Origin of the sequence: Brevundimonas sp. TSRC1-1 (genome assembly GCF_049898245.1) — a bacterium.
Lineage (GTDB): Bacteria > Pseudomonadota > Alphaproteobacteria > Caulobacterales > Caulobacteraceae > Brevundimonas > Brevundimonas mediterranea_A.
This window is the reverse complement of record NZ_JAFCXI010000001.1, coordinates 1141801-1157036: the sequence shown is the minus strand read 5'-3', so window position 1 is coordinate 1157036 and position 15236 is coordinate 1141801. Positions and strand designations below refer to the sequence as shown.

Genomic DNA, 15236 nt, shown 5'->3' with positions numbered 1-15236 from the left:
TTTCAGCGCATGATCTATTCCGAAAACCGCTGACACTTTTCGGGATCATGCGACTACGCCAGCATCGCGACGGGATCTTCGATCAGCGGCTTGAACGCCTGCAGGAAACGGGCGCCGGTCGCGCCGTCCACAACGCGGTGATCGCAGGTCAGGGTCACGGTCATGACCGTGGCCGGCACGATCTGTCCGTTCTTGACGACCGCGCGCTGCTCGCCCGCGCCCACGCTCATGATACAGCCCTGGGGCTCATTGATGATCGAGGTGAACTGCTTGATGCCGAACATGCCCAGGTTGGACACCGAGAAGGTGCCGCCCTGGAACTCTTCGGGCTTCAGCTTGCGTTCGCGGGCGCGCTTGGCCAGGTCCTTGGACTCGGTCGCGATCTGCGCCAGGCCCTTGGTCTCGGCCTTGCGAATGATCGGGGTGATCAGGCCGCCGTCGATCGCCACCGCCATCGAGACGTCGGCGTTGTGGTGCATGGCGATGCCTTCGGGGGTGTAGGAGGCGTTCGCCTCCGGCACCATCTTCAGCGCCAGGGCCGCAGCCTTGATGATGAAGTCGTTGACCGAGACCTTGATCCCCTGCGGCTCCAGCATCTTGTTCACCTTGGCGCGAACCGCCATCAGCTGGTCGATCTCGCAGTCGATGAACAGTGGGAAGTGCGGCACGTTCTGGATGCTGTCGACCATGCGACGCGCCACGGCCTTCTTCATCCCGTCCAGCGGGATCAGGTCGTAGCTGCCGTCCGGGATCCCCATCTGGGCCAGCGACTGCACCTGACGCGGCGCAATGCCCGAAGTCGCGGCGGCGGCGGTCGTCGCGGCGGCGGGTTGGGCCGCGCCCTTGCCTGCGGCTTCGACATCGCGTCTGACGATCCGGCCGTGCGGGCCCGTGCCCTTGACCGACTTCAGATCGACGCCGTTCTGGGCGGCGATGCGCCGCGCCAGCGGCGACGAGAAGATGCGTTCGCCACTGTCCGACTTCGGCGCGGCCGGAGCCGGCGCGACCGGTGCGGACGCCTTGGGCGCCTCGACTGCGGCCGGTGCGGCCTTCGGGGCCTCCTCAGCCTTGGCGGCCGGCTTTTCAGATTTCTGGGGCGCAGCGGCCCCGCCCTCGTCCTTCAGACGGGCGATCGGGGTGTTGACCTTCACGCCTTCGGTACCTTCGGCGACCAGGATGTCGGTGATCTCGCCCTCGTCCACGGCCTCGACTTCCATCGTGGCCTTGTCGGTTTCGATCTCGGCGATCACGTCGCCGGCGGAGACGACGTCGCCCACCTTGACGTGCCACTTGGCCAGGACGCCCTCTTCCATGGTCGGAGACAGGGCGGGCATCAGGATATCAGTCATGCCATCACCTGCTTCACGGCCGCGATGATCTTGTCCACGCCCGGCAGCGACAGGGCTTCCAGATTGGCGGCGTAAGGCAGCGGCACGTCTTCCTGGTGCACCCGCAGCGGCGGCGCATCCAGATAGTCGAAGGCGTGTTCGATGACCCGCGCCACGACCTCGGCGCCGACGCCCATCGGACCCCAGCCCTCTTCGGCCGAGACCAGACGGCTGGTCTTCTTGACGCTCTCGACGATGGTCTCGTGATCCAGCGGACGCAGGGTGCGCAGGTCCACGACCTCGCACTCGATGCCTTCCTCGGCCAGCTTCTCGGCGGCCTGGAGGGCGAAGCCGACCATGCGGCTGTGCGCCGTGATGGTGACGTCCCTGCCTTCGCGACGGACCTTGGCCTTGCCGATCGGCACGACATAGTCCTCGATCTCCGGCACGTCGAACTCGAGGCCGTACATCATCTCGTGCTCGAGGAAGACGACGGGGTTCGGGTCGCGGATCGAGGCCTTCAGCAGGCCCTTGGCGTCGGCCGCGTCATAGGGCGCGACGACCTTCAGGCCCGGCACCTGGGCGTACCAGGCCGAATAGTCCTGGCTGTGCTGGGCGCCGACGCGCGAGGCGGCGCCGTTCGGGCCGCGGAAGACGATGGGCGCGCGGATCTGACCGCCCGACATGTACAGGGTCTTGGCGGCCGAGTTGATGATGTGGTCGATCGCCTGCATGGCGAAGTTGAACGTCATGAACTCGACGATGGGCTTCAGGCCCGCCATGGCCGCGCCGACGCCCAGGCCGGCGAAGCCGTGCTCGGTGATCGGGGTGTCGACGACGCGCTGGTCGCCGAACTCCTGCAGCAGTTCGCGGCTGACCTTGTAGGCGCCCTGATACTGGGCGACTTCCTCGCCGATCAGGAAGACCTTGTCGTCGCGGCGCATTTCCTCGGCCATGGCGTCGCGCAGGGCGTCGCGGATGGTCGTCTTCACCAGCTTGGCGTCGGCCGGGATTTCCGGATCGCGCAGTTCAACCTTGGGGGTCGAGGTCTGGGTCGGCGCCTTCTCGGGATCGCCGGTCTTGCCTTCGGCCGTCGCCTTGGGCGTATCGGCCTGAGCCTTGTCGGCCTCGGCCTTCGGCGCGGGCGCAGCCGCGCCGTCTTCGCCGGCCAGACGCGCAATGGGCGTATTGACCTTCACGTTCTCGGAGCCCTCGGCGACCAGGATTTCCAGCACTTCGCCTTCATCCACGGCCTCGACTTCCATCGTGGCCTTGTCGGTTTCGATCTCGGCGATCACCTGGCCGGCCGACACGGTGTCGCCTGCCTTGATGTGCCATTTGGTCAGCGTGCCCTCTTCCATCGTGGGGGACAGCGCCGGCATGAGGATGTCGGTCACGGATCAGGCCTCCACGTAGACGTCGGTATAGAGCTCGGACGGATCGGGCTCCGGGCTCTCTTGGGCGAATTGAACGGCCTCGGCGACGATGGCCTTGATCTCGTTATCGATGGCCTTCAGCTCGTCTTCCGTCGCATTGGCGGCGGCCAGCAGGGTCTTGATGTGGTCGATCGGGTCGCGGGTCTTCTTGACCTCGTCCACCTCTTCCTTGGTCCGGTATTTGGCCGGATCGGACATCGAGTGACCGCGATAACGGTAGGTCTTGACCTCGAGGATGTAGGGCCCCTCGCCGGCGCGGGCGCGCTCGACGGCCTTCTTGACCGCATCACGCACGGCCAGAACATCCATGCCGTCCACCTGCTCGCCCGGAATGCCGAAGCTGGCGCCGCGCTGGCTAAGCTGGGTCGTGGACGACGAGCGCTCGATGCTCGTACCCATGGCGTACTGGTTGTTCTCGATGATGTAGATGGCCGGCAGCTTCCACAGCTGGGCCATGTTGAAGCTCTCGTAGACCTGCCCCTGGTTCGAGGCGCCGTCGCCGAAATAGACGAAGGCCACCGAATCATCGCCGCGATACTTGCCGGCGAAGGCCAGGCCGGTGCCCAGCGACACCTGGGCGCCGACGATGCCGTGACCGCCGTAGAAGCCGGTCGGCACGTCGAACATGTGCATCGAACCGCCCTTGCCGCGCGACGAACCGCCGATGCGGCCGGTCAGTTCGGCCATGACTTCCTTGGGGTCCATGCCGGCGGCCAGCATGTGGCCGTGGTCGCGGTAGCCCGTGATGATCTTGTCGTGGCCCTGTCTGACGCTCTCCTGAACGCCGACGGCCACGGCTTCCTGGCCGATATACAGGTGGCAGAAGCCCCCGATCAGACCCATGCCGTAAAGTTGGCCCGCACGCTCCTCGAAGCGGCGGATGAGAACCATCTCGCGGTAAAAGCGGAGGAGGTCCTCCTTGGACGCCGAAGGCGTGTTTGAAAGCTTGTCAGGCGCAGTGGTCTGAGCGGCTTTGGCTGGGGCTTTCGCCATCCGGCATCTCCCGGCTAGGCGTCGGGAAGCGACGCCTTCTTATCGTTACGGAAGGGGGCTTTAGCAGCCTTCCTTCCCGGAACGCAAAGGGGTGCGGGCTCGACTGTAACAATAGTTCAAGCGGCGAAGGTTTTCATCCCTGAACGGGTTGCGCCGAAACGCGGATCACATAGTCGCGTGGGTCCGAAAAGCCGAGAACGGCGCGTGCGCGCTCCTCCAGCAAGTCCTTCGACAGGCTGTCGGTGCGGAGATAGCGCACCCGCGTCTCAAGGTCGCGGCGCTGTTCTGTGAGATGGGCGAGCTGGTTCTCACGCCGCCCCATCAGGGCGTCACGCGACGATCCGCTCAGCAGGCCTCGCTCGCCCGTCAGAGCCTGAACGCCCAGATAGGCGAGCAGCAACAACAGGGCGAGGGACAGGCGGTAAGGTTTCATCCGTTCAGGCACGACCGACGCTCCTTCTGAGCGCGAAAAACACAGTTCAGGAACCGTGCCCGAAAATGCCTAACAAAATGTAGCTTGGCCGTAAGGACGTCGACGAAGAACGCTGATTCTTCGCCGACAATTCACAGGTTTAGCGCAGCAGCATGCCGTCGCCGAAATAGACGGCCTGGTCGCCCAGCATCTCTTCCAGGCGCAGCAGCTGATTGTATTTCGCCACCCGGTCCGAGCGGGCCAGCGAGCCGGTCTTGATCTGCCCGCAGTTGGTGGCCACGGCCAGGTCGGCGATGGTCGAATCCTCGGTCTCGCCCGAACGGTGGCTCATTACGGCGGTATAGCCGGCGCGGTGGGCCATATCGACGGCGTCCAGGGTCTCGGACAGGGTGCCGATCTGGTTGACCTTGATCAGGATGGAGTTGGCCAGGCCCTCGCCGATGCCGGCGGCCAGACGCGCGGGGTTGGTCACGAACAGGTCGTCGCCGACCAACTGGACCCGGTCGCCGAGCCGCTCGGTCAGCAGGCGCCAGCCGTCGAAATCGTCCTCGGCCATGGCGTCCTCGATCGAGACGATCGGGAACCGCTCGCACAGGTCCACCAGATAGGCGGCCATGCCCTCGGCGTCGACGGTCTTGCCTTCGCCCGCCATGACGTATTTGCCGTCCTTGAAGAACTCGGTCGAGGCGACGTCCAGACCCAGGTGGAAGTCCTCGCCGGCCAGATAACCGGCCGCCTGGCCCGCCTTGGTGATGAAGCTCAGGGCTTCTTCGGCCGAGGCCAGGTTCGGGGCGAAGCCGCCCTCGTCGCCGACGTTGGTGTTATGGCCGGCGTCCTTCAGCTGCTTCTTCAGGGCGTGGAAGATTTCCGCGCCCATGCGCAGGGCGTCGGTGAAGGTCTCAGCCCCGGTCGGCAGGATCATGAACTCCTGGATGTCGATCGGATTGTCGGCATGGGCGCCGCCGTTAATGATGTTCATCATCGGCGTCGGCAGGACGCGGGCCGAGACGCCGCCAACATAGCGGTGCAGCGGCAGGCCGGCCGAAATGGCGCTGGCCTTGGCGGCGGCCAGGGACACGCCCAGGATGGCGTTGGCGCCCAGACGGGCCTTGTTGGGCGTGCCGTCCAGGTCGATCATCGCCTCGTCGATACGGCGTTGATCCTCGGCGTCCATGCCGGACAGGGCGTCGAAGATCTCGCCGTTGACGGCGTCGACCGCCTTCTGCACGCCCTTGCCGCCCCACAGATCCTTGTCGCCGTCGCGCAGTTCGACGGCTTCGTGAGCGCCGGTCGAAGCGCCCGACGGCACAGAGGCGCGACCGAATGAGCCGTCATCCAGGATCACGTCGACTTCCACCGTCGGATTGCCCCGGCTGTCGAGGATCTGGCGGGCGACGATGTCGGCGATGTCGGTCATGGCTCGGCTCTTTGGCTCAGGCGGAAAACAGGTCCGAGGGGTTTAGACGTCTCCCCGCGAATCGCCAATGCCTGCGTCGCCCTTGGTCGTCAGGAACAGCCCTCGACCAGTTGAATGGACGGATCGCCGGCGTGGATCATCATCACCTTGCCGTCAGAGCCGACCTCGTAACGGATCCCGCGCGCGGCCGGATCGGTCACATAGGTCGTCGATCCGCCGCGCGACCAGACGAACAGGTCCTCCGCCGGCGCCGACTGATACTTGTGCGATTGGGCGAAAACGGCGCCGCCATAGGCCTGTTTGATCGCCATGCCCGTGTCGCCGACGCCGAACCCGCGGTCGGTCTTGATCGTCGCGCCGCGCGCGGCGGTGATACGGGTCAGCACGCCGTTCTGGATCATGACGCGCACATCCTTGGGCGCATCGACCGGATGAAACTCGTCGCAGGTCTCCGGATCGGCCCCGCCGACGGCGTTTGGTTGGGAATCCTCGCCCCAGACCTGGACCAGCTCGGCGCGGGTCATGCCGATTCGCGCCGCCCCCAGACCATCGGCCGTCAGGGTCGAAGCATTGGCCGGCGGCGGCGGCGGTGCTTCGGCCGGCGCAGGAGCCGCAGCGGAAGGCGGCTGGGCCACGGGGTCGTCACGGCGTTCACAGGCGGCGAGTGTGAGCAGCGCAAGTGCGCTGACGGCGGCGAAACGGATCATGGGCGTGCGTCCTTCTGAGAAGCTTCACAGCACAGAACGCACGAAAACGGCGCGCGGGTGACCGCGCGCCGTAATAAACTTCGTCCGGTCGAAACCGGGCCGTGGAAGACTAGTCTTCCTTCGGCGTGATGACCTGGCGACCGCGATAGGTGCCGGTCTTCAGGTCGATGTGGTGCGGGCGCTTCAGCTCGCCGGTGTCCTTGTCCTCGACATAGACGTTCGAGCTCAGGGCGTCGTGGGCGCGGCGCATGTTGCGACGCGAGGGGGATACTTTCCGCTTCGGAACGGCCATGTCCGTCTCAATCTTCTAAGTCGGGCGCCGCCCAGAGCCGAAGCCTGATCAAGCGCGAAAACGATAGCGGCGGCCCCGGTCCTTCGTGAGAAGAACGCCGAGCCGCCACGCGAGGCGCGGCTTATGCATGAACCGCACGACGATTTCAAGGCGTCTTGAGCGACTTCCAGCGATCACGGTCCAGCCCGAAGTAAAGACTGTCCATCCAGACGCCCCCAACCTGCCAGGTCCGGCTGGCGGCCCCCGTCTGTTCGAAGCCCAAACGCCCCAGCAGGCGAATGGACGCCGCATTGGAGGGGTCCACGTCGGCGGTGATCGCATCGATATCCCGCGTGACCATGACATGATCGATCACGGCGGTCAGCGCCTCCTTCGCCAGCCCTCGCCCCCAATAGTCGGGATGCAGGATGTAGCCGATCTCTGGCAGCCGCCAGAACCCCGCCTTGCCGATGACTCGGCCTTGCGCCTCAATGACGAAATCGTCGCTGGTTTCCGGGGCGGCGGCGATCATGCTCTCCAGCCACTCCGCCGTCTTTTCCCTGGCCGCATGCGGCATGGTCGACCACCACCGCATCGCTTCCGGAGATGAAAAGACCTGATGCAGATCATCGACATCGTCCGGCCTCGCCCGTCGCAGAATCAGGCGCGGCGTGACGAGTTGAGAGATCATTGCGCGGCGTTCCGCGTCAGGTGTTTGACCACCTTGGCCGGGTTGCCGACCACGACAACGTCGGGCGGCACGTCCCTGGTCACGACGCTGCCTGCTCCGACGACGGCGCGATCGCCGATCGTCACGCCCGCCAGAACGATCGCCCCGCCGCCGATCCACACATCGTCGCCGATCGTGATCGGTCGAGCGGATTCCAGCCCTCGCCGCTCGACGGCGTCCAGCGGATGTTCCGGCGTCAACAACTGCACCCCTGGTCCGGCCTGAAAATTGTCGCCGATTCGGATTTCGGCGCAGTCCAGAAAGACGCTGTTGGCGTTGACGAAGGCGTTCGCTCCGAACTGGATATTGACGCCATAGTCGCAGAAGAAGCCCGGCATGATGATCGCCCCGCCGTCGGCCGCGCGCACAAGTTCATTGACCAGGACGCGGCGCTTGTCGCGATCCGGCTCTGTATTGATGGCGATGGTCAGGCCCACGGCGCGGGCGCGGCCGTCGCGCAGGTCCGGGTCGCCCGGATTGTACGGCAGGCCCGCCAGCATCTTCTCGCGCTCGGTCACGACGGGCTCGTCAGGGTCTTGGCCACCGCCTCGCCTATCGCCAGCGAACTGGTCAGGCCGGGGCTTTCTATGCCGAACAGGGCCATCAGCCCCTCGATCCCGTGGTGCTCGACGCCGTGCAGTTGGAAGTCCGGCTGCGGTTCGCCCGGACCATGCAGCTTCGGCCGGATCCCGGCGTAGTCGGGCGTCAGGGCGCCGTCGGGCAAGCCGGGCCAGAAGCGGCGGATATAGGCGGCGAACACCTGCGCCTTGGCCGGATCGACCGAATAGTCCTCGGTCTCGACATAGGCCAGGTCGGGGCCGAACACCGCCTGCCCCCCCAGATCCTTGCGATAATGGGTGCCCAGGGCGCCGGGAATCGGCGGCGGATAGATCAGTCGGTCGAACGGCGCCTTGCCGACCAGCCGGAAGTAGACGCCCTTGCCGAAATGGGCCGCCGGAATGTCGCCGGCCGGATAGCCCTCGACAGCCGCCGCGACGGCTTGGGCCGACAGACCGGGCGCCGTCACCAGCAGGCGGCTGGAGACCTCCATCGCCCCCTCCCCGCCCACGCGGATCGTGAAGCCGCCGCCCGGCCGCGATTCAGCGCCCCCGAACGGGGCCGAGACCACGACGGAGCCGCCCGCATCCTCGATCTCGCCCTGCAGGGCCAGCATATAGCCGTGGCTGTCGAACAACCCGCTCTCCGGCGACAGGATGGCGGCGTGGGCGTTCAGCTCGGGCTCCAGCGCCCGCGCCTGGGCGCCGGTCAGATGCGCCAGCCCCTCGACCCCGTTCGCCGTCGCCTGTTCGAAGATGGCCTCGATCCGCTCGACCTCGGCCTCTTGCGTGGCCACGACCAGCTTGCCGCACTTCCGATGGTCGATCTTGCGGCTGGCCAGGAAGTCATAAAGCGCCCGCCGCCCCTCGACGCAGAACCGCGCCTTCAACGAACCGGACGGATAATAGAGGCCGCCGTGGATGACCTCGGAATTGCGCGACGAGACGCCCTGGCCGATGTGGCCTTCCTTCTCCAGCACCAGCACCGTCAGGCCCCGTTTCGACAACGCCCGACCGCAGGCCAGGCCAACCGCCCCGGCGCCCACGACGGTCGCGTCGAAATCGAAGCCTGTCAGCATACCGCCGGTCCGAGCACTGTCAGCGCTCCCGCTAGCAAAGCGGGAACAACCAAGATCAGGGCGGCGATGATCGCAGGTCTTCGGCTCCAGGTTATCCAAGCTCGCCACGCGAACCCTATGGCGACCAATACGATCACGGGCGACATCGAGCCGATCAGTCCAAGCCCTTTAACAACGCCACATTCGACAGCGACGACTGCGAGCATCGAGTACAGGGCTATGGGCACAAGCAAAAAGGCAGCAAACAGCCCGCCCATGGTGGTCGCAATGAGAGCTGCCAGGGTAAATTGACGAGCGCTTGCGCGGTCCATCATCCGTACCTCCGCTTCGCCTCAGCTTCGAAACAGCCGATCAGCTTTTCCACCGCCCGGTCGAAGTTGGCCGACAGCATCAGATCCAGCATGCGTGATTTGAAGGCGAAGTCGATCATGAACTCCAGCCTGGCGCCATCGGGATGCGGGAAGAACTCCCACCGATTCTTCAGGTGCTTGAACGGCCCGCGCAACAGGCCGACCTCGACCTTGGGCGCATTGCGATCATGCCGGACCCAGGTGGAGAACCGCTCCTTCAGGAAGGAGAAGCCGACCCCGGCCTCGGCGTCCAGCACGGAGACGCCCTCGCCTTCGGCCCGCTCGTTCCAGACCCGCATCGACGTGACCCAGGGCACGAAGTCGGGATAGGCGCGCACGTCGGCGACCAGATCGGCAAGCTGTTCGGGCGCATAGGGAAGGATGCGCGTTACGCGGTGGACGGCCATTCGAACCTTAGCGGCGCAGCCGCGCCTCACGCGCGGCCTTCAGCCGGGCGAAGTCGTCGCCGGCGTGGTGCGACGAGCGCGTCAGCGGCGACGAGGACACCATCAGGAAGCCCTTGGCCCGGGCGATCGCCTCATAGGCCTTGAACTCTTCCGGCGTGACGAACCGGTCGATGGCGGCGTGTTTGCGTGTCGGCTGCAGGTACTGGCCGATGGTGATGAAGTCGACGCCGGCGGACCGCATGTCGTCCATCACCTGCATGACCTCTTCCTTGGTCTCGCCCAGGCCGACCATGATGCCGGACTTGGTGAACTGTTCCGGGTCGCGTTCCTTGACCATCTGCAACAGGCGCAGGGAATGGAAGTAGCGGGCGCCGGGCCGGATCTTCAGATACAGGCGCGGAACGGTCTCGAGGTTGTGGTTGAAGACGTCGGGCTTGGCGTCGATCATCACTGCGGCGGCGCCGTCCTTGCGCAGGAAGTCGGGCGTCAGGATCTCGATGGTCGTCTTCGGCGCCTGAAGGCGAATCTGGCGCACCACTTCGGCGAAATGGGCCGCGCCGCCGTCCGCCACGTCGTCGCGATCGACCGAGGTGATCACCACATGGTTCAGGGCCATCTGCGACACCGCAAGCCCGACCTTGCCCGGCTCCTCCGGGTCCAGCGGCTGGGGCAGGCCCGTCTTGACGTTGCAGAAGGCGCAGGCCCGCGTGCAGGTGTCGCCCATGATCATCAGGGTGGCCTGCTTCTGGCTCCAGCACTCGCCGATGTTCGGACAGGCCGCCTCTTCGCAGACCGTGTGCAGGCCCTTGGAGCGGACGATGTCCTTGGTGGCGTTGTATTCCCCCGAGCCCGGCGCCTTGACGCGCAGCCAGTCGGGCTTTTTCAGAACCACCGACTCCGGGCGGTTCTGTTTTTCCGGGTGGCGCAGCTCCGACGGCTTGCGCTGAAGGGTGTCGATCAGTGTGACCATGGCCGGTATTTCGGCCTTCCGCGCCCCGATGGCAAGCCACGGCCGGTTACAGATGATGGCGCGCTTGGGAACTCACGCCGCGTAACCTATCTTTTCAAGACACCGTCGCGTCATTAATGACGGACGCCCGACAACAGAGAGGGCCTCTCGCGCCCTCCGCAGGAGACGCGTTTGCGCCAGGCCCTGGATTCCTCGCTGTACGACACCACGCTGATCGACGCGCTGATCGACGCGCGCGCCCGGTTCGGGGACAAGGAAATTCTGGAGGACCAGGATCGCCACCCCCTCACCTACACCGGCTTGATCCGCGCCGCCTTCGTCCTGGGGCGCAAGATCGCGAACATGACCGATCCGGGCGACCGGGTCGCCATCCTGCTGCCGTCGTCGATGGGCGTCGTCGTCACCTTCTTCGGCCTGCACGCCCACGGCCGCGTGCCGGTCATGCTGAACTTCACCGCGGGCGAGACAAATCTGAAGGCGGCCATCAAGGCCTCGGGCGTCAAGAAGGTCCTGACCGCCAAACGCTTCATCGATCAGGCCAAGCTGGACGACCTGATCGTCGAGCTGAAGACGGTGGCCGAGGTCGTCTGGCTGGATGACGTACGCAAGACCATCGGCCTGGCCGACAAGCTGTACGGCCTCAGCGCCGGCGTTGCGCCCAAGCGGTTCCGCGTCAAGACCGACCCGGACGCGCCCGGCGTAGTCCTGTTCACGTCGGGCAGTTTCGGAACGCCCAAGGGCGTGGTGCTGAGCCAGAGGAACCTGGTCGCCAACGCCCGCCAGGTGGCGGCCCATATCGACCTGCTGCCGGAATGGGTGATGTTCAATCCCCTGCCCACCTTCCACTGTTTCGGCCTCACCGGCGGGGTCATCCTGCCGCTGCTTCAAGGCTTGAAGGCCTTCCAGTATCCGTCGCCGCTGCACGCCAAACAGATAACCGACCTGCTGCCCCAGGTGAAGGCCTCGATCCTGTTCGCGACCGACACCTTCCTGAACCAGTATGGTCGCGTCGCCGAGGCGGACGACTTCGCCACCCTGAAGTTTGTAGTCGCCGGCGCCGAAAAGGTGCGCCAGGAAACCCGCAACCTGTTCAACTCAAAATTCGGCGGCGTCGAACTGCTGGAAGGCTATGGCGCGACCGAAGCCTCGCCGGTCGTCGCCGTCAACCACCCGGATCGCAACGCCCCCGGCACGGTGGGCCAGATTCTGCCCGGCATCGACTGGAAGCTGGAGCCGGTGGAGGGCATCGCGGACGGCGGCCGCCTGTATCTGCGCGGCCCCAATGTGATGAGCGGCTACGTCACCTCGGCCGAGCCCCTGGAATGGTCCCCGGTCGAGGACGGCTGGCTGGACACCGGCGACATCGTCGATGTGGACGCCGAGGGCTATGTCACCATCAAGGGCCGCGCCAAACGCTTCGCCAAGATCGGCGGCGAGATGGTCTCCCTGACGGCGGTCGAAGGCATCGCCGGCGCGGTCTGGCCCGACCAGCGCCACGCCGTCGTCTCCATTCCCGACACCCGCAAGGGCGAAAAACTGGTCCTGGTCACTGACCACGCCGAGGCCGAGGTCGCGCCCCTGGCCGAATGGGCCCGCTCGAATGGGGCCCCCGAACTGATCGTGCCCAAGAAGATCGTCAAGGTCGCCGAGGTTCCAGTCCTGGGCAGCGGCAAGACGGACTATGTCGCGATCCAGAAAATGGTCGAGGCGGAAAAGGCGGCCTGACCGCCCTACCCGATCCGCACCCCCGTCATCGAAATCGACCCGCCGTCGATGCTGTCGTTGAAGAAGGACACCGGCTCGCCCGGCGTCTGCTGGGCGGCGATATAGAGCACCGGCAGGTAGTGTTCGTCAGTCGGCACGCTCAGCTGGGCGTCCTCGGCCAGGCCGACCCAATCGATCAGGGCTTCGTGGTCGCCGACCACAAAAGCCTGTTTGACCGCCTCATTGAAGCCGTTCGCCCAGGCGTAGGGCTCGGCCCCCGCATCGCGCTTCCAGGTCCGCAGATTGTGGACGAAGTCGCCCGAGCCGGCGATGACGATTCCCTCGTCTCGCAGCGGCCGCAGGGCCTTGGCCAGTTCGTAGTGCTGGCGCGCCGTCAGTTCACGATTCAAAGACAGCTGCACCACCGGCACGTCGGCGTCCGGCCACACATGGCACAGCACCGACCAGGTCCCGTGATCTAGGCCCCATTGTTGCGTCTGGACCGCCCCCGTCAGCTCCGCCACCCGGGCCGCCAATTCGGGCGAACCAGGCGCGGGATACTGAAACGCGTGAAGCTCAGGCGGAAAATTCCCGAAATCATGGATGGTTTCAGGCCGTTCCTGCGCCGTAACGCCCAGCCCGCGCGTCTCCCAATGGGCGGAGATCATCACCACCCCCTTGGGCTTGCCGATGTCTTCACCCAACCCGCGCCAAGCGGCCCCGAAGGGACCGCCAAGCGCGTTCATGGGCGAGCCGTGGCCGAAGAAGACGGCGGGCTGGCGCATCGGATCAGCCGAACTGCTTCTTGGCGATCTCGGCGATGTGCTTGCCCTGGAAGCGGGCGCCGTCCAGGTCGATCTGGCTGGGCATGCGCGAGCCGTCGCCCTTGGTCAGGGTGGTGGCGCCATAGGGGCTGCCGCCGACGATCTCGTCCATGTTCATCTGGCCCTGGAAGGCATAGGGCAGGCCGACCACGATCAGGCCGTGATGCATCAGGGTCTGAACCAGGCCCATCAGGGTGGTTTCCTGGCCGCCGTGCTGAGTCGCGGTCGAGGTGAAGGCGCCGCCGACCTTGCCCACCAGGGCGCCGTTGAACCACAGGCCGCCGGTCTGATCGAGGAAGTTGCGCATCTGCGAGGCGACGGTGCCGAAGCGGGTGCCGGCGCCGATGATGATCGCGTCATAGTTCGCCAGATCCTCGACCTTGGCGATGGGGGCCGCCTGATCCAGCTTGTAGCCCGACGCCTTGGCCAGTTCGTCCGGCACCAGTTCGGGCACGCGCTTGATGTCGACGACGGCGCCTTCGACTTCGCGCGCGCCTTCGGCGACGGCTTCGGCCATGGCTTCGATATGACCGTAGGTGGAGTGATAGAGGACGAGAATCTTGGGCATGGGGAGGCTCCATTGAATGACAGGCCGTCATTCGCAACAACGACCGTTGCTAACTTGGCGTGTCCATCCTGCCCTTGCAAGCCCTCGGGCGGGTTTCCCCGCACGAAGGGACAAACCGCATCATAAAATGCGCGGGTCCCGGGCGTTTCGCCGCCGCGCAGGCCGTGAAAGCGATGCTCCATCACCATGGCCTGCTGCTCGATATTCAGCGAATCCCAGCGGCAGTCCGGATCGGCTGGATAGGCGTAGGCGGCGGCGCTGTCGCCCGCCTTCAGCTTGGCGAACAGCAGATTCACCCCCTGCTGCGCCTGCCAGACATGGGTCAGTTCGTGCACCAGCACGCCTTGAATCTGCTGCGACGCCTGGCCGAAGTCCGTCTGAAACGCCCGTCTGGGCCAGACGATCCAGTCGCGCCCGAACCAGCGGCCGGCGACGAAGGCGCGACCAAAGGGCCAGGCGATCAACCGAATCTGATCCAGACGAAGGGCCGCCCCGAACGCCTCACGCGCCAGGGCCGCCTCCCCTTCGGTCAGGGCGCGAATGACGGATCCCACGGCCGCACATACTCCCAATGCCAGGGCTCATAGACATAGGGTACGAACCCGAACCGCCCGGCGTTGGCGACCAGCCAGCGATAGGTCGCCGTCCGCGCCATATGTTCGCGGCTGGCCAAAGTGGTCGAATCGACTCCCCGCCCCTGCGCCTGGCCGACATAGAGATCGACCGCCGTCCCCGTCCGATGCGGCGAACAGACGGCGCGGCGCAGGCCGTCGCAATTGCCCTGCTGGGCGCAGCGCGCGGCGTCCGCCTCTGGATCGCGGAAGCCGGAAAAAATTTGCAGCAGTTCGGGATCGGCCGCGACCTCGGGAACCTCGGCGCGGGCGGCGGCGACCATCCGGCGATAGGCGTCCAGAACGTCGCGTCGCAACAGGCGCGTCAGCCGGTCAGCGTGTTCCTCGGATTCGACCAGATAGCCCAATTGGTTGATCGGCGGCGGGTCGGGGCATTCCTGGCGGGTGCGGGCCATGACGAACGGTCGACGCTCCTGCCACAGCCCCCGCAGGACCTGAAAGGTCGACGCATCGAACAGGCCTGTCGGCGCAAGGCCATGGGTCTGCTGGAAGCCCGCCAACTGAGAGGCGAAGATCGGCGTGCCCGGACCGCAAGTCGTGTGCAGTTCGCGCTGGATCAGGGGAACATAGGTCCGCCACCCCCATTCGGTCGCCCCGAACGGGGTCCATTCCATCGCGTAAGCCGAGGCGGCGTTGACCAGGGCCTGTCCGCCCCAGACGTCGGCGTTGGTGTGACAGGGTCCAGCCGCACGCGCGCCGCCGGCCGCAGCCAGGACGAAACAGACCGACAGAAAGGCAATAAGGTTTCGCCACATGCCGAACAGCAAGCCCCAAGCCGGTCGCTGGAGCAAGCACAGAGAGACCGCAGCGCCCAAATCCGACTCCGCGTC

18 protein-coding genes are annotated in these 15236 nt (G+C 65.9%); 2 read left to right on the top strand and 16 right to left on the bottom strand.

Annotated features, from left to right (window positions below; genetic code table 11):
- Positions 1-53: 53 nt before the first annotated feature.
- The 13 genes from ACP7CK_RS05780 to lipA all read right to left on the bottom strand — a co-directional run bounded on the left by ACP7CK_RS05780 (position 54) and on the right by lipA (position 10678).
- Positions 54-1349, bottom strand: coding sequence for a pyruvate dehydrogenase complex dihydrolipoamide acetyltransferase (locus ACP7CK_RS05780; RefSeq protein WP_426025392.1), 1296 nt, complete (start codon positions 1347-1349; stop codon positions 54-56).
- Positions 1346-2725, bottom strand: coding sequence for a pyruvate dehydrogenase complex E1 component subunit beta (locus tag ACP7CK_RS05775; protein WP_426025391.1), 1380 nt, complete (start codon positions 2723-2725; stop codon positions 1346-1348). The genes ACP7CK_RS05780 and ACP7CK_RS05775 overlap by 4 nt, the downstream gene beginning before the upstream one ends.
- Before the next feature lie 3 nt (positions 2726-2728).
- Positions 2729-3757, bottom strand: coding sequence for a pyruvate dehydrogenase (acetyl-transferring) E1 component subunit alpha (gene pdhA / locus ACP7CK_RS05770; protein ID WP_008260859.1), 1029 nt, complete (start codon positions 3755-3757; stop codon positions 2729-2731).
- Positions 3758-3890: 133 nt separating this feature from the next.
- On the bottom strand, positions 3891-4190 hold the full coding sequence (locus ACP7CK_RS05765; RefSeq protein WP_426025431.1) for an FtsB family cell division protein: 300 nt from the start codon (positions 4188-4190) through the stop codon (positions 3891-3893).
- A 139-nt stretch (positions 4191-4329) separates the two neighbouring features.
- A complete protein-coding gene (eno, locus tag ACP7CK_RS05760) occupies positions 4330-5607 on the bottom strand; it encodes a phosphopyruvate hydratase (RefSeq protein WP_035305968.1) in 1278 nt (425 codons plus the stop codon).
- An 89-nt stretch (positions 5608-5696) separates the two neighbouring features.
- Positions 5697-6314 carry a hypothetical protein gene (locus ACP7CK_RS05755; protein ID WP_035305967.1) on the bottom strand — a complete coding sequence of 206 codons (618 nt, stop codon included), beginning with the start codon at positions 6312-6314 and terminating at the stop codon, positions 5697-5699.
- Positions 6315-6423: 109 nt separating this feature from the next.
- Positions 6424-6606, bottom strand: a complete 183-nt coding sequence (gene rpmF / locus ACP7CK_RS05750) for a 50S ribosomal protein L32 (protein ID WP_035305966.1) — start codon at positions 6604-6606, stop codon at positions 6424-6426.
- 145 nt (positions 6607-6751) lie between these two features.
- Positions 6752-7276: a GNAT family N-acetyltransferase gene (locus tag ACP7CK_RS05745; RefSeq protein ID WP_035305964.1), complete on the bottom strand. Its 525-nt coding sequence runs from the start codon at positions 7274-7276 to the stop codon at positions 6752-6754.
- Positions 7273-7833: a sugar O-acetyltransferase gene (locus ACP7CK_RS05740; RefSeq protein ID WP_426025390.1), complete on the bottom strand. Its 561-nt coding sequence runs from the start codon at positions 7831-7833 to the stop codon at positions 7273-7275. The genes ACP7CK_RS05745 and ACP7CK_RS05740 overlap by 4 nt, the downstream gene beginning before the upstream one ends.
- Entirely contained in the window at positions 7830-8951 is a 1122-nt protein-coding gene (locus tag ACP7CK_RS05735) for an NAD(P)/FAD-dependent oxidoreductase (protein ID WP_426025389.1), read from the bottom strand. Before ACP7CK_RS05735 ends, ACP7CK_RS05740 begins: the two co-directional genes overlap by 4 nt.
- Positions 8945-9265 carry a hypothetical protein gene (locus ACP7CK_RS05730; protein WP_426025388.1) on the bottom strand — a complete coding sequence of 107 codons (321 nt, stop codon included), beginning with the start codon at positions 9263-9265 and terminating at the stop codon, positions 8945-8947. Before ACP7CK_RS05730 ends, ACP7CK_RS05735 begins: the two co-directional genes overlap by 7 nt.
- Positions 9262-9708 (bottom strand): type II toxin-antitoxin system RatA family toxin, encoded by a 447-nt coding sequence (locus ACP7CK_RS05725; protein ID WP_426025387.1) that lies wholly within the window; start codon positions 9706-9708, stop codon positions 9262-9264. The genes ACP7CK_RS05730 and ACP7CK_RS05725 overlap by 4 nt, the downstream gene beginning before the upstream one ends.
- A 7-nt stretch (positions 9709-9715) precedes the next feature.
- Complete coding sequence (gene lipA / locus ACP7CK_RS05720; protein ID WP_426025386.1) at positions 9716-10678, bottom strand: lipoyl synthase; 963 nt, start codon at positions 10676-10678, stop codon at positions 9716-9718.
- A gap of 171 nt (positions 10679-10849) precedes the next feature.
- Here lipA and ACP7CK_RS05715 point away from each other — a divergent pair, with 171 nt between their 5' ends.
- Positions 10850-12403 (top strand): AMP-binding protein, encoded by a 1554-nt coding sequence (locus tag ACP7CK_RS05715; protein ID WP_426025385.1) that lies wholly within the window; start codon positions 10850-10852, stop codon positions 12401-12403.
- Between the two features lie 5 nt (positions 12404-12408).
- Here the strand turns inward: ACP7CK_RS05715 and ygiD are convergent, their stop codons facing one another.
- Complete coding sequence (gene ygiD, locus ACP7CK_RS05710) at positions 12409-13167, bottom strand: 4,5-DOPA dioxygenase extradiol (RefSeq protein WP_426025384.1); 759 nt, start codon at positions 13165-13167, stop codon at positions 12409-12411.
- 4 nt (positions 13168-13171) lie between these two features.
- Positions 13172-13774 carry an NAD(P)H:quinone oxidoreductase gene (gene wrbA, locus ACP7CK_RS05705; protein ID WP_008258668.1) on the bottom strand — a complete coding sequence of 201 codons (603 nt, stop codon included), beginning with the start codon at positions 13772-13774 and terminating at the stop codon, positions 13172-13174.
- 59 nt (positions 13775-13833) lie between these two features.
- Here wrbA and ACP7CK_RS05700 point away from each other — a divergent pair, with 59 nt between their 5' ends.
- Positions 13834-14361: a hypothetical protein gene (locus ACP7CK_RS05700; protein WP_426025383.1), complete on the top strand. Its 528-nt coding sequence runs from the start codon at positions 13834-13836 to the stop codon at positions 14359-14361.
- On the opposite strand, the gene ACP7CK_RS05695 is transcribed toward ACP7CK_RS05700, so the two are convergent.
- Positions 14304-15173: a D-alanyl-D-alanine carboxypeptidase family protein gene (locus tag ACP7CK_RS05695; protein WP_426025382.1), complete on the bottom strand. Its 870-nt coding sequence runs from the start codon at positions 15171-15173 to the stop codon at positions 14304-14306. The genes ACP7CK_RS05700 and ACP7CK_RS05695 overlap by 58 nt on opposite strands.
- Positions 15174-15236 lie beyond the last annotated feature (63 nt).

Excerpts from the sequence above, each read along its gene's own strand:
- ACP7CK_RS05780 (WP_426025392.1), bottom strand. The coding sequence starts at position 1,349 with ATGACTGATATCCTGATGCCCGCCCTGTCTCCGACCATGGAAGAGGGC.
- pdhA (WP_008260859.1), bottom strand. The coding sequence starts at position 3,757 with ATGGCGAAAGCCCCAGCCAAAGCCGCTCAGACCACTGCGCCTGACAAG.
- ACP7CK_RS05765 (WP_426025431.1), bottom strand. The coding sequence starts at position 4,190 with ATGAAACCTTACCGCCTGTCCCTCGCCCTGTTGTTGCTGCTCGCCTAT.
- eno (WP_035305968.1), bottom strand. The coding sequence starts at position 5,607 with ATGACCGACATCGCCGACATCGTCGCCCGCCAGATCCTCGACAGCCGG.
- ACP7CK_RS05755 (WP_035305967.1), bottom strand. The coding sequence starts at position 6,314 with ATGATCCGTTTCGCCGCCGTCAGCGCACTTGCGCTGCTCACACTCGCC.
- rpmF (WP_035305966.1), bottom strand. The coding sequence starts at position 6,606 with ATGGCCGTTCCGAAGCGGAAAGTATCCCCCTCGCGTCGCAACATGCGC.
- ACP7CK_RS05745 (WP_035305964.1), bottom strand. The coding sequence starts at position 7,276 with ATGATCTCTCAACTCGTCACGCCGCGCCTGATTCTGCGACGGGCGAGG.
- ACP7CK_RS05735 (WP_426025389.1), bottom strand. The coding sequence starts at position 8,951 with ATGCTGACAGGCTTCGATTTCGACGCGACCGTCGTGGGCGCCGGGGCG.
- ACP7CK_RS05730 (WP_426025388.1), bottom strand. The coding sequence starts at position 9,265 with ATGATGGACCGCGCAAGCGCTCGTCAATTTACCCTGGCAGCTCTCATT.
- ACP7CK_RS05725 (WP_426025387.1), bottom strand. The coding sequence starts at position 9,708 with ATGGCCGTCCACCGCGTAACGCGCATCCTTCCCTATGCGCCCGAACAG.
- lipA (WP_426025386.1), bottom strand. The coding sequence starts at position 10,678 with ATGGTCACACTGATCGACACCCTTCAGCGCAAGCCGTCGGAGCTGCGC.
- ygiD (WP_426025384.1), bottom strand. The coding sequence starts at position 13,167 with ATGCGCCAGCCCGCCGTCTTCTTCGGCCACGGCTCGCCCATGAACGCG.
- wrbA (WP_008258668.1), bottom strand. The coding sequence starts at position 13,774 with ATGCCCAAGATTCTCGTCCTCTATCACTCCACCTACGGTCATATCGAA.